Here is a 13,272-nt window from a genome sequence, read left to right on the forward strand (position 1 = left end):
TCGAGAAGCAGATTGCCACAAGTTTTTTCAAAACTTTCGCAAAGACGTAATCATAAAAATATAGTAAAATTAAAAACACAAGAAAGCACTTCTCAATTTTATCGTTTTTCTAATTTTTTAAGTATAATTTCAATTGCTTTATCCAATTGTGGATTTTCATTTTCTAAACGCTCTTTAAAGTTTTCGCCAACATATACATCTGGCGTAACTCCATGAGTTTCTAAATTTTTCCCATCCAACGTATAACAGCCCCAAGTTGGTAATCGATATGAAGAACCATCAACTAAAGAATTACTGGTTGTAAAAACAATCCATCGATACGTTTCTGTTCCTACAATGGTTCCCATTCCTAGTTCCTTAAAGCCCGCTGCTGTCATTTCTGCATCAGATAAAGATTGTTCATTTATTAGTAAAACGATAGGTTTATCGCCATAACTAAAATTAGATTGACTCGTTAATTTCCCTTCTCTGTATTTCCAGTTTAAATATTTTTTTTGACGCAAGAAATTCAATACTGCATCATGTACATTTCCTCCAGTATTATAACGTAGATCTAAAATTAAACCGTCTTTGTAAGCTTCTTCACTAACTAAATCATGATAAAATTTGGTTAATTCGCTACCAGACATATTTTTCATATGAACATACGCAACCTTATTGTTCGTCTTTTTATCAACATACGCTTGATTTTGGTCTTGCCATTCATCATAAACTAAATCTTTAACAGCCCAGAAATTTGCTAGATGCACATTCACACTAAACTCTTTTCCGTCTCTACTAAATGTCAAACTCATTTCTGACTTGAATTTAGGATTCGTAAAATAGTGCTCTCTATTAGATTTTGTATCAACACTATTTCCATTTACAGCAACCAGTTTATCTCCTTTTCTAAGGTCTTTCCCTTTTACATCCGTTGGTCCTTCAGAAACGATTCTTTCTATTACAAACGGATTGTTATTATTAAAAACAATTCCTGTTTCTAATGTCTGAGTGCCATAATAAGTTTGCTCTTCTTTACCATTTGATCTAAACCCAAAGTGAGACGTATTTAACTCACCAAGCATATCGTTAAAAATTAATCTTAAATTACCTCTACTAGAAACATAAGGCAAATATGCAGCATAATCATCTCTTAGTTTTTGCCAGTTTTCTCCATGAAAATTCTCATCATAAAAATTCTCTTCCATTCCAGCCCAAGCTTCATAATACATTTGGTTAAATTCATCTGATAATGATTTATTAAAACTATAATCAATTGCAATTGGTTTTAACTTATTAGTGCCTAAATTCACGGTATTTATAATTCCTTTAGATAAGATATAGTGTTTTTTATCTACAGTAATAAATTGATAACCAAACATAGGCGTATCATTTAATTTAACCGTTTTATTATCTTCAAAAGGTTCTAAAGTAGTTTTCCATAGCTTACTTTTTCCTTGATCGTGATTCGATATATATAAAATATGTGTTTTGTTTCCGTCATTTATAACCGTGATATTGCGTTGATTACCAAATCTTGGACTAATCGCTGTTAACCTATCCATCAACCCTTTTTCGTTGATAGTAACAATGACTTTTTCTTTTACTTTCTCCTTTTCATCTTCTTTATCTTCTTTGTCTTCTTTGTCCTTTTTATCTTTCTTCTCTTCTTCTTTAAAAAGTTCGTTTACTTTATCTATTTTAAAAGGTTTTTCATATTTATCTAAAGCCATTTGATATACTTTAGATTTCCCATTTCCTCCACTAGGAAATCTTGGCACTGTCCTTTCGGAAGAGAAATAAATATATTTTCCATCAGAAGACCAAGCTGGTTCAGATTCTGAAACTTTAGTATTGGTTAAGTTTTTTGTTTGCTTTGTAGTTAAGTTATGCACGAAAATATCTGCTTCAAAATCTCTGTAAGCAGTGTATAAAATATAGTTTCCATCTGGAGAAAAATAAGGGTCAGCATTATAGATTCCCCACAATTCATCTTTCACGATCAATTCACTTTTATATGTTTTTAAGTCGATTGTATAGATTTCGTTTCTACCTCTTAAATACACACCTTTAGTTTTGTCTATATTTAGCGTAATTTGTCTGTTATTGCTCTTATTTTTTGTGAGTTGATTTGTTGTTGACGTTCCATCTGCTTTGGTTACAAACCAATTGTAATATCCTTTATCAGACCTTGAAAAAACTACTGAATTATTATCGCTTAGCCATTTCACTTCTTTCACAGCTTCTAAAGGATTTGTTTGTATTTCTTTTACAAACTTTCCTTTTACATCAGAAATAAATAATTTTCCTCTAGATATAAACGCCATTTTTTTACCATCTGAAGAAATATCGAAAAATGTAATGTTCCCTTTTACATCATACGATTGTTCTTTGTTGATTGTTGAATTTCTATTGATATTGAAATTCAGTTTTTTGGTAGAATTTTTAGCAACATCATATACAAATAATTGATATTCTTTTCTAAAAACTACTTTTTCACCATTTGCAGAAACCTTTGGCCACATAATTGACGTAGAAAAACTTGTCAACCTTTTCTTTTCCCCATTTTGGAATGTGTACAGATTATATTCTCCATTATGCTGATCTGATTTAAAGTAAATAGTACCTGATTTATCTATCGTTGTTCCAAAATCTTTTCCTCTATAAGATGTATGTTTTGTATATTTTTTTGATTTTAAATTGTATGATTTTATATCTGGATTGTAATCTCCTTTGTATCTTTTTCTATGCGCAAAACGTGAGCTTTCCCAAGATTCATTAAAATAAATATCATTTGTTTTTGGGTGTTCTACAACATTATGAATCGTATTGAAATAGTGATTGAAAGTTCTTTTTGGAGTTCCTCCATTAATATTCACTGTATAATTTGTCACAGAATTATATCTGCCAGATGTGAAATTGATCGTTTTACTATCCCAATTCCAAGAAGAAACCATATCGCCACTTTGATGAAATGTAAGTTGTGTAATTTCCCCACCTTTTAAAGGCATTACATACACATCATAATTTCCGAATTGATTACTAGAGAACGCCAACCATTTACCATCTGGTGAAACACTTGGGTTCGTTTCTGATCCGTCCATAGCAGTCAATCTAAAAGCATCTCCACCACTTGAAGAAACTTTCCACAAATCGCCTTCAAAACTAAAAATAACATCATTTGCGTCAGGCGTTAATGTTGGTTTTAAAGTAAAATGAACAGCATCAAAATTTTTCTGTTGCGCATTCACAAAGGATACTATTATAAAGACGAAAAAGATACAGATTTTTTTATACATGGTTAAAAGGTATATTATTTTTATTCAAAATAGAACATTGATTATAATTACTGTAAGCATCGAAATAGCGCTAAAAAGCTATAATTCAATCCCGAAAACAACGAAGATATAAACTTAAATTTTATTTTAAAGACGAACATATTAAGTTTTATCATTCTTAACTTGATTCAGTATTAATTCAGAATCACATTACTACAAGTTCATGATTATGTGACCCTGAATCAAGTTCAGGGTGACGTAAAAAAGAAATATCAAAAATAGTAAGATCCTGAAACAAGTTCAGGATGATTTTCTTCGAAAATCACATTCGCTCAGGAACTTCAATTCCTAACAACGTAAACGCTGATTTGATCGTGTCTCCTACTTTTTTGGATAGTTGCACTCTGAATACTTTTTTCGCTTCGTCTTCTTCTCCTAAAATGTAAATATTTTGGAAGAATGAATTGTAGAGTTTTACCAAATCGTATGTGTAGTTTGCAATTACTGCAGGACTTTGATTGTTTGCCGCTAATTCTACAGCCGCAGGATATCCTTGCAATTGTTTTACAATTTCTTTTTCGCGAATATCAATCTCAATTCCTGTGATTTCTGCTGAATAATCAAAGTCAGCCTTTCGTAAAATTGACTGAATTCGCGCGTATGTATATTGAATGAAAGGACCTGTATTTCCTGCAAAGTCAATCGATTCTTTCGGATCAAATAAGATTCGTTTTTTTGGATCTACTTTTAGAATGAAATATTTTAATGCGCCCATTCCAATGATTTTGTACAACGCTTCTTTTTCTTCATCGGAATAACCTTCTAACTTGCCTAATTCTTCTGAGATTTCTTTCGCAGTTGTTGCCATTTCAGTCATTAGTTCATCTGCATCAACGACAGTTCCTTCACGGCTTTTCATTTTTCCGCTTGGTAAATCTACCATTCCGTACGATAAATGCGCTAAGTTTTTAGACCATTCGAATCCGAGTTTTTTCAAGATTAAGAATAATACTGAAAAGTGATAATCTTGCTCGTTTCCAACGGTGTAAATCATTCCGCCAATGTCTGGATAATCTTTTACACGCTGAATTGCCGTTCCGATATCTTGCGTCATATACACCGCAGTTCCGTCTGAACGTAAAACTATTTTTTCGTCTAAACCATCTTCCGTTAAATCACACCAAACTGAACCATCTTCTTTTGCATAGAAAACACCTTTTTCAATTCCTTGTTGTACTACATCTTTTCCTAAAAGATACGTATCACTTTCATAGTATAACGCATCAAAATCAACACCTAAGTTTTTATAGGTAGTTGCAAAACCATCATAAACCCATTGGTTCATCTTCTTCCAAAGTGCAACGACTTCTTCATCGCCAGCTTCCCAATCACGCAACATTTGTTGTGCTGCATTCATAATTTCGGTCGTGTCTCTTGCTATTTTAGAAATCTTTCTAGATTCTTCGGAAATTTTACCTTCCAAATCCGTAACACGCTTTACAAGTTTATCAAACTGTTTTGTTTTCTTTTTAGTCGCTTCTTCTGCTGCTTCTGCAGTATTGTCTAATATAGATTTTGAAATACTAGAAATTAACATGTTGTTGTCAATTACAGTTTCCAGTTGTATTTCAAATTCATTACCTAATTGTGCAATTGATGTATAATCTAACTTTTCAAGTTCCTCTTTTTTCTTTGTACCCAATGTTTCTATCAATGCATTATGCGCATTGATTTGAGCTTCTAAAGCTGTTGGAGGATCTATGATATTATTTATATAATTTTCAAAAATTGGTCTTGCCTCTTCACGTAATTTCATTTCGAACAATACGTAATATTTCCCAACCAATTTATCACCTTTTTCATCAACCGTTGGCGTTTCTCCGTTTCCGAAACGTTCCCAAGCCAACATCGATTTGCAGATGTGAATTCCACGATCATTAATGATTTGTGTTTTGTATACTTTTTTTCCAGAAGCTTTGATAATTTCCGAAACACTATATCCTAATAAGTTGTTACGAACGTGTCCTAAATGCAATGGTTTGTTCGTGTTTGGTGAGGAATATTCAACCATTACCGCAGATTCTCCTGCCGTTGGAGTTGTATGACCAAACGTATCATTTTTGACAATATTCGCGAAGAAATTTAAATAGAAAGAATCATCTATCACTAGATTTAAAAAACCTTTTACAACGTTGAAACTGCTTATTTCTGAAACATGTTCTAGTAAATAGTTTCCTAATTCTTCTCCAAGTTGCGCCGGATTCATCTTTTTAACGCGGAGCATCGGAAATACCACAACTGTAATATCACCTTCAAAATCCTTTCTTGTAGCTTGAAATTCTACAGTATCTAATGTAGCGCTGTACAAGGTTTGAAATGCTTCTTTGATTTTTTCCGTTAAGGCTTCTTGAATATTCATTACTCCTAAAATTTGAGGTGCAAAGATATTAATTATTGGGTATGTTTAACGAAAGTTGTTGTAGATAATTATTTTAAACCAGTATTGCCCAATTATAGATATGAGACCGCTTACTTCGACTTTGCTCAGCACAAGTCGCTGTTAGATTATAGAATAAAGACTTGATACTTACTATTTGATAATCAGTCGTGATTTTAAACAGTTTTGAAAAAATTATTTTTATGGGTTTTAATTTGATCATTAAGCAGCTTTAATTTTTCAAATTGATCTTTTGAGATTGGATTCTTTAAAATTTTATGGCTTCAAAAATTCTTAACGAAAAATAAATACTACACTGCGGAAAAAGAAACCGTTACTTGCAATGTTAATTTCGTTTTATAAACTCGTGAGATCTTCTAGAGTTTTGTTCTCTAAAACGGCGAGCATGTTATCGCGTACTTCTAACATTAAATGATGCAATCCGCATTTGGTTTCGTCCACGCAATCATCACACTTTTCATAGAAATTTAAACTTACACATGGAAGCAAGGCAATTGGCCCTTCTAAGATTCGAATGAGTGAAGCTACTTTGATTTCATTTGGCATTTTGATTAAGTAATAACCGCCACCTTTTCCTTTTTTGGAACCGAGAAAACCATTGTTTTTTAGTTGGAGTAAAATTGCTTCTAAGAATTTTTTAGAAATTTTTTCTTCTGTAGCAATTTCTGAGATTAACACAGGTGAGTCGCCGCCTTTTCGCGCTATGTAACTTAATGCCTTTAATCCGTATTTTGTTTTTTTAGAAAGCATGTGAATGATTTTCAGATAATGATAACGTTTCGAGGCATTTCAATCTTGTGTATAAAAGTAAATGGTTGTTTGTTAAAAACAAAAATATTTGATGATTATCTACTATTTTGATGATTTTGGTAGTGAATCGTCATAATTTAACACTTTTAAACGCCTTTGCTAATTGTATACTTAATTTACGAATTTTCAATATCTTCTTTGCCTTCTTCTATTTTTTCTTCATCGTCTTCTGTGTATAACATGTCATGATCTTCTCCTAGTCCGATGATGGAAATAATGTTTGTAACAGCTGTATACAGCATCAAAATTACTGTAATCATCATTCCACTAATAATAGACGTAAATATGAGAGTAAGCCAATAAATACTATTGAACCAACTTGTTGGCACTTGATCAGATTCCATAATTGGCATGTTAAAAAATTGAAAAAGTATTAACGCCGAAATAAAGAGAATTACATCAAACTTTGCAATGTTTAATACTTGTTTGTAATGTTTCTTTTTTAACGTATTGTCAGATCCTGAACTTACACTTATTAACGTAAGTAACAATGCTAAAATTGTCGCTGATGCTAGTACAATTGTATTACACAACATATTCAATCCAGAAAGTTGACCTTCTAATAATTGCTTGGCTTCATATCCTGAGACGTTTCCCATGAGAAATACACCAATTCCAGTAAAGGAAGTTGCAATAATTCCTCCTAATAAAGCGATTTTATGTGTTTTAAAAAATTCGATCATGATGTGATAGTCTTTGTAAAGTTTCAACAAATATAATTTTGGAAATCCGATTTTGATATTGCATACGATTTTATAATTAGCTCAAATACTATTTTAAGCATGTTTGTCTCAAATACAATACCACAAAACACGTAACATTCTCATACTGTGTGGTTTTATTTTAGTATTTTTGCCATCGATTATAGTATAAATCTATTAATACATTACATGAAAAAAATCGTTTTTATATTGCTTTTACTACCAGTATTGGCAATAAGTCAGAAAATAAAGATTAAGAAAAATAAGATTCTTTTTGATAAGAAAGAAGTTGCCATTTTTGAAGATGGAGACGAAAGAAACAAGTATACGTTTAAGTATTTGTCAGGCGAAAAAGCATTTGATGCAGCCTACAAAGCCATTTCGGTTTCAGCTATCCAAGATCATCAATATGTAGAAATGACTTCTGCGGATGGAAAGAAAACGGAGATTCCATATGAAATTTTACAAACATCATTTAGTTCAAAGAAAATTATTATTCGGTTGTTAAGTCAGAAGTATAATATGATTGATGCTAACGGAATTAATAAAGAAGCTGTTGCTGCCTTTTTTGCTGAAGAACGTGAATCTATTAGCGAAAAATATATGCAAGCTGCTGCCGCTGCGAAGTTAGAAGCTGATGAGCGTAAACAAACTGTTGGACGTTACAAACCGTATGTAAAACCTAACGGAACGATTACTTTTGGAGGTTCGCAAGGAACAAAAATTGTTGGAAAAGTATATTATTCAGCTTCTGAGAAAGCATACGCTATTACTGATTTGGATGGAATTAAAGTCGCTACTGCGGAAGAATCTCGCAAAATGGGTTCTACAGCTGCGGTTGTAAAAACATATACTGATGAAACGTTTGAGTTTGACGAAGGTTCTAAAACCATGTTTACAGGTCGTTTTTCAAGAACTTTTGGACAGTTATTTGTAGAAAGTATGGTTGGGCGCGGATATGTTTTTGGGCGTCAAGCGAAGAAACAGAAGAGTGAATTACACAAAGAAAAAGTAAAGATTGCGAAGGAAAATAGCGTGAATTTATACGGCGTTTCTGGAAGTGTAACAGATAAGAAAGGAAAGAAATACGATGGAACTGTGTATGTAGTTTTTGAGAAATTAGAACTTGAACCTGGACAACAAGTTGCTGGTTTACATGATATGAATTCTATTGATAATTTCGGGAAAGATATTAGTATTCGCTATGAAAATGATAAAGGAAGAACACGTATTAAGAAGTTTTCTGCGAAAGATGGAATTTCGTTTACAGCAATGGATGAAGGTGTTGAAAAGACATTTCACGGAATGAAAACGAAAGGAAATGCATTGAAGAAATTATCAAATGCTACGAATTTCGGATTTAATAATTCGTATTTCTACGAAGAGATTTACGAAGAAAATGGACATATGCTTTTGGTAAAACCTGGAGAAGAAGGAACATATGTTATTAAAGTGAAAGACGAGAAATCTGGTTTTATGATTGATGATCGTAACAACGAAAAGATTTCAAAAGCTTTAGCAAAGTATTTAGGAAAGTGCAAACAAGTTGCGAGCGATTTGAAAGCTGGCGAATTTGATGTAAACAATGAAGAAAACTTGAAGCAAATTATTCAAGAATATAATGATTGTGGAAAGTGATTTTTTGATTGAAAGATTGAAAAATTAAAAGATTGAAAAACTCAATAATTGAGAAATATAAAAGCCTAAGAAATAATTTTCTTAGGCTTTTTTCATTTCGACTAGTTCCATGTGTTTTGTTTCGTCAAGCTCAGAATGACGTTGAAAGCATCCTATTTTGACTCCGATCAATGTACTTTTGTTAATGTTTTCAAGTACGTTGAGCGGAGTCGAAACGTTATTTTTTCGGTAAGAAAACCTCAGCCATCATACAACGTGCGCTTCCGCCGCCGCAAGTTTCGATGGTTTCTAACGAACTTGATAGTATTTTGCAATGCTTTTCAATCGCTTTTATTTGACTTTCAGTTAATGATTTGTATGCTGCCGCACTCATGATTAGAAAAAGCTCATCGTTTGTTCCTTTTACTTGCAACATGTTTCCAGCAAAGCTAGTTACTTGTTCTTCCGTGATAATAATGAGTTCTTTTCCATCTTCTTTGAGATGTTTTTTTACGTTTTTACGTTCTTTTTTATCATCAATACATTCTAAACAAATGACTGCAAATGTTTCTGCCAAACACATCATTACATTCGTATGATAGATTGCTTTTCGTTCGCCATCAACAGTTTGATTCGCCGTAAAAACTATTGGTGTATATTCAAAATCTTCACAGAATTCTATGAATAATTCTTCATCAGCTCTTGGCGATAATGCACAATAGGCTTTTCTGTTTACTCTGTCTAACGCAATACTTCCTGTTCCTTCTAAGAAAACTTCTTCATCTTCAGCAGCTGTGTAATCGATAACATTTTCAATTACAAAACCTTGTTTTTCTAGTTCAACTAAAATATCTTCTCTGCGTTCGTGACGACGATTTTCAGCAAACATTGGATATAAACCTACGTTTCCGTTTTCGTGAAACGAAATCCAATTATTTGGAAATATTGAATCTGGTGTATCTGGTTCTTCTCTATCTTGAATGACGATGACATGTACGCCAATTCCTTTTAGTTTTTCTACATACGCGTCAAATTCTCGTTGTGCTTTTATCTGAACTGTTTCTGGCATTACACCATCTAGTTCTTCTTGGTAATAGTTATTTACCGCCGTTTGTTCGTTCATGCGAAACGCAATCGGACGAACCATAAGTATGGCATTAGTCGTTTGTTGCATTGTTAATTTTTGTTAGTGCTTTTTAAAGTCCTAAAACTACGTAAAAACTAAGATAGTTTGTTATAATTTTTGAAAAGGATTTTTCGATTTTCATCGAATTTATAATTGATACGTAAAACCTAGATGATACGCAAATCCTTTAAATACATTTCTTCCAGAAATCACATATGATGGCGCTACATAGATTCCTGATTTTTTAGAGAGCGAAAAGTGATATGTTCCGCCAATTTTATGATAGTTTGCTCCAAGACGTCTAAAATCTTGAGGTCTTGGTGTTCCTCGATAATCTATTCCGCCAAAAGCATATTGAAAGTCATACCAAAAATCAAAATAACTTTTCGAACTTGCTTTTCCGAGTCTGATTGTCACAGGAAGACTATTAGGAACTGGCGCAAATTTATAAGAGAATCCACTTTGTAGATTTATAAACCAGCCAGATTGTTTTTGATAATGTAGTAATGCGCGGAAATCTAAGATTTTAGCTTGCTGTCCTAAATCATTTAAACCTCCAATGTTATAATCAGTTAAATTAAAGGAAAATCCAGTTGCTAAAGAAAGTTCCAATTTATCTTTTTTCCATTCCTTTTGCAATAGTTTATATTTTAGAAAAAACTGTGCATCTTGAAATCCATTTTCTTTATTGCTTGATAAATAAGGTATGGAAGCTTGTATATTTAGTCGATTATTTATTCCATAGATTCCAAATAATGAAACACTGTACAGGCTTCTGCTTAAGTCGCTTTTTTCTCTTCCTATGAAGTAATTTTTAGAGTCTTCAAATCCTAAACCAACAACGACTATTGCATCTCCTTTTTCACTGTAAAATCCACTAATAGGACCTTGAGCAATTCCATTGTAAGAATTACAGAAAATAAGTAGTAAGCTACTAATTTTTAAAAAATATTTCCACATAGACTGTTTTTTATATGTTAGTCTGCGGATTTAAAGAAAACTTACTATTCTCTGATTAATGGCATTGTACTACAACGTAATAATCCTTCTTGCTTAGCAATTTGTGAATACGGAACTTTCTCAACCGTAAAACCTTGTGCTTCTAGCCATGTGTTTAAGCGTGTAAAGTTTTGTTCTGAAATGACAACTGTTGGCGAAATCGAGAATATGTTACTATTCATATTATACATTTCGTCTTTCGTGATTTCGAAAATGTTTTCTTTCCCAAATAAATCAACCAACCATTCGTATTCTTCTTCTATTAGGAATCCGTTTTTGTGTAAGATTGCTTTGTTTTTTCCAACAGGTTGAAAACAACAATCTAGGTGTAATGCATTTTCTTTTGGTTCTGTATTTGATTTACGAAGTTCGAATGATTTTACTGTTTTGTCTGGAAATAATTCTTGCAATGCAATGACAGCATCTATATTTGTACGTGCAGTAATGTAGTCTGAATAGTCTTCGCCTGAATAAGTTCCGACAAAAATATAATCGCCATGAGGCATTACATCGCCACCTTCTACATGAACTTCTTCTGGCAACGTAATTATATTTTCAGGATTGATTTGATTGATTACATGTTGAATTGCTTCTATTTCGCGATCACGATCTGGTAATATGTTAGATGTGATAAATTTATCTTCTATGACAAAAGCGATATCTCTTGAGAATATTTGATTGTAATCTTTGATGATTTTCGGACGAAATACTTTGACATTGTGTTTTTCAAAGATTGCAGCAACAGCTTCCATTTCGGGAATCATATCTTTTTCTAACGGATATGTTCCTGCCAACACATGTAGTTTTGATTTTGGATCGTAACAGTCTTCAGCTTTTGGAATAGGTCCGCAACTTTCCGCTGTTCCTAAAACAACTGCCCGTAATTGAGAAGTTTCATCGTTTATGTATAGTTCTAACATGCAATTCGGGTATATAGTAAAAAAGCTTCATAACGTTGAGTCTATGAAGCTTTTCAATTTTGTTTTAAGTATTATCTGTCAGAGATTTTAGAAAATTCTCTGTGATTTTCTCCTATGTAAACTTGGCGTGGACGACCAATTGGTTCTTTGCGCAAACGCATTTCTCTCCATTGTGCAATCCATCCAGGTAAACGTCCTAAAGCGAACATTACTGTAAACATTTCTGTTGGAATTCCCATTCCTCTGTAAATGATTCCAGAGTAGAAATCCACGTTTGGATATAGTTTTCTGTCTACAAAGTATGAGTCTTCTAACGCTTCTTTTTCTAATCCTTTTGCAATGTCTAAGATTGGATCTTCTACTCCTAAGTCAGCTAATACTTCATCGGCTGCTTTTTTGATAATGGTTGCTCTTGGATCAAAGTTTTTGTAAACTCTGTGTCCGAATCCCATTAAACGGAAAGAATCACTTTTATCTTTTGCTTTCGCCATGTATTTTTTAGTGTCTCCACCATCTTCACGAATTCCTTCTAACATTTCCAATACGGCTTGGTTTGCACCTCCGTGTAATGGTCCCCAAAGTGCTGAGATTCCAGCAGCAAGTGAAGCAAATAATCCAGCGTGAGACGAACCTACCATACGAACTGTAGATGTTGAACAGTTTTGCTCGTGATCTGCATGTAAGATTAGTAATTTGTCTAATGCATTTACAACTATTGGATTTAGTTTGTATTCTTCATGCGGCTTCTTGAACATCATTTGCAATATGTTTTCTACATATCCTAATGATGAATTTCCATAATCTAATGGTAAGCCTTGTTTTTTACGCATTGCCCAAGCTACTAATACAGGGAATTTTCCAAGTATTTTTACGATGGCATTATACATTTCTTCTTCCGAATCAACATTTACTGATGATGGATTGAACGCTGTTAATGCGCTAGTTAGTGAAGCCAACACGCCCATTGGATGTGCTGTTTTTGGAAACGCGTCTATTATTTTTTTGATATCATCATCAACAATAGATTGCGCTTTGATGTCTTTATGGAATTTTGCCAGTTGCTTTGAAGTTGGCAATTCTCCAAAGATTAATAAGTAAGCAACCTCTAAAAAGTCTGCTTTTTCAGCTAAGTCTTCAATAGCATATCCTCTGTAACGGAGAATACCTTTTTCTCCATCTAAAAATGTAATCGCACTTTCACAAGAACCTGTATTTTTATATCCAGGATCAATGGTAATAACTCCATTTGTTGATCCTCTTAAATTTTTGATGTCAATAGCGATTTCATTTTCTGTACCTTCAATTACAGGGAACTCATATTTCTCACCATTGATTTCTAACTTAGCTATTTTCTCTGACATATTTTTATAGAATTTTTATTTTT

Annotated in this window: 9 protein-coding genes and 1 pseudogene; 1 reads left to right on the plus strand and 9 read right to left on the minus strand. The window is 32.8% G+C overall.

Going from position 1 to position 13,272, the window contains the following annotated elements; genetic code table 11:
- Positions 1 to 98 precede the first annotated feature (98 nt).
- From IMCC3317_RS08965 to IMCC3317_RS08980, 5 genes and pseudogenes are all read right to left on the minus strand, one after another.
- Positions 99 to 3,278 (minus strand): S41 family peptidase, encoded by a 3,180-nt coding sequence (locus tag IMCC3317_RS08965; RefSeq protein WP_160129181.1) that lies wholly within the window; start codon positions 3,276 to 3,278, stop codon positions 99 to 101.
- A 301-nt stretch (positions 3,279 to 3,579) separates the two neighbouring features.
- The gene (gene argS, locus IMCC3317_RS23835; protein ID WP_394351596.1) at positions 3,580 to 5,328 is read right to left on the minus strand and encodes an arginine--tRNA ligase; all 1,749 of its coding nucleotides are present in this window, start codon (positions 5,326 to 5,328) and stop codon (positions 3,580 to 3,582) included.
- A gap of 105 nt (positions 5,329 to 5,433) precedes the next feature.
- Positions 5,434 to 5,676: pseudogene (locus tag IMCC3317_RS23880) on the minus strand (arginine--tRNA ligase); the annotation flags it as partial.
- Positions 5,677 to 6,051: 375 nt separating this feature from the next.
- Complete coding sequence (locus IMCC3317_RS08975) at positions 6,052 to 6,465, minus strand: RrF2 family transcriptional regulator (RefSeq protein WP_160129183.1); 414 nt, start codon at positions 6,463 to 6,465, stop codon at positions 6,052 to 6,054.
- Between the two features lie 176 nt (positions 6,466 to 6,641).
- Positions 6,642 to 7,208, minus strand: coding sequence for a hypothetical protein (locus IMCC3317_RS08980; RefSeq protein ID WP_160129184.1), 567 nt, complete (start codon positions 7,206 to 7,208; stop codon positions 6,642 to 6,644).
- Positions 7,209 to 7,415: 207 nt separating this feature from the next.
- On the opposite strand from IMCC3317_RS08980, the gene IMCC3317_RS08985 reads away from it, so the two are divergent.
- Entirely contained in the window at positions 7,416 to 8,864 is a 1,449-nt protein-coding gene (locus IMCC3317_RS08985) for a hypothetical protein (RefSeq protein ID WP_160129185.1), read from the plus strand.
- A 217-nt stretch (positions 8,865 to 9,081) separates the two neighbouring features.
- Here IMCC3317_RS08985 and ctlX read toward each other — a convergent pair whose 3' ends face one another.
- The 4 genes from ctlX to IMCC3317_RS09005 all read right to left on the minus strand — a co-directional run bounded on the left by ctlX (position 9,082) and on the right by IMCC3317_RS09005 (position 13,249).
- Positions 9,082 to 10,017 carry a citrulline utilization hydrolase CtlX gene (ctlX, locus tag IMCC3317_RS08990; RefSeq protein WP_160129186.1) on the minus strand — a complete coding sequence of 312 codons (936 nt, stop codon included), beginning with the start codon at positions 10,015 to 10,017 and terminating at the stop codon, positions 9,082 to 9,084.
- Between the two features lie 99 nt (positions 10,018 to 10,116).
- The gene (locus IMCC3317_RS08995) at positions 10,117 to 10,929 is read right to left on the minus strand and encodes a transporter (protein ID WP_160129187.1); all 813 of its coding nucleotides are present in this window, start codon (positions 10,927 to 10,929) and stop codon (positions 10,117 to 10,119) included.
- 44 nt (positions 10,930 to 10,973) lie between these two features.
- Entirely contained in the window at positions 10,974 to 11,888 is a 915-nt protein-coding gene (locus IMCC3317_RS09000; protein ID WP_160129188.1) for a dimethylarginine dimethylaminohydrolase family protein, read from the minus strand.
- A 71-nt stretch (positions 11,889 to 11,959) separates the two neighbouring features.
- Positions 11,960 to 13,249, minus strand: a complete 1,290-nt coding sequence (locus tag IMCC3317_RS09005) for a citrate synthase (RefSeq protein ID WP_160129189.1) — start codon at positions 13,247 to 13,249, stop codon at positions 11,960 to 11,962.
- Positions 13,250 to 13,272: the final 23 nt, after the last annotated feature.

This window comes from Kordia antarctica (assembly GCF_009901525.1).
Lineage (GTDB): Bacteria > Bacteroidota > Bacteroidia > Flavobacteriales > Flavobacteriaceae > Kordia > Kordia antarctica.

Bases quoted from the DNA above. Each gene is read 5' to 3' on its own strand.
- IMCC3317_RS08965 (WP_160129181.1), bottom strand. From the start codon at position 3,278: ATGTATAAAAAAATCTGTATCTTTTTCGTCTTTATAATAGTATCCTTT.
- argS (WP_394351596.1), bottom strand. From the start codon at position 5,328: ATGGTTGAATATTCCTCACCAAACACGAACAAACCATTGCATTTAGGA.
- IMCC3317_RS08975 (WP_160129183.1), bottom strand. From the start codon at position 6,465: ATGCTTTCTAAAAAAACAAAATACGGATTAAAGGCATTAAGTTACATA.
- IMCC3317_RS08980 (WP_160129184.1), bottom strand. From the start codon at position 7,208: ATGATCGAATTTTTTAAAACACATAAAATCGCTTTATTAGGAGGAATT.
- IMCC3317_RS08985 (WP_160129185.1), top strand. From the start codon at position 7,416: ATGAAAAAAATCGTTTTTATATTGCTTTTACTACCAGTATTGGCAATA.
- ctlX (WP_160129186.1), bottom strand. From the start codon at position 10,017: ATGCAACAAACGACTAATGCCATACTTATGGTTCGTCCGATTGCGTTT.
- IMCC3317_RS08995 (WP_160129187.1), bottom strand. From the start codon at position 10,929: ATGTGGAAATATTTTTTAAAAATTAGTAGCTTACTACTTATTTTCTGT.
- IMCC3317_RS09000 (WP_160129188.1), bottom strand. From the start codon at position 11,888: ATGTTAGAACTATACATAAACGATGAAACTTCTCAATTACGGGCAGTT.
- IMCC3317_RS09005 (WP_160129189.1), bottom strand. From the start codon at position 13,249: ATGTCAGAGAAAATAGCTAAGTTAGAAATCAATGGTGAGAAATATGAG.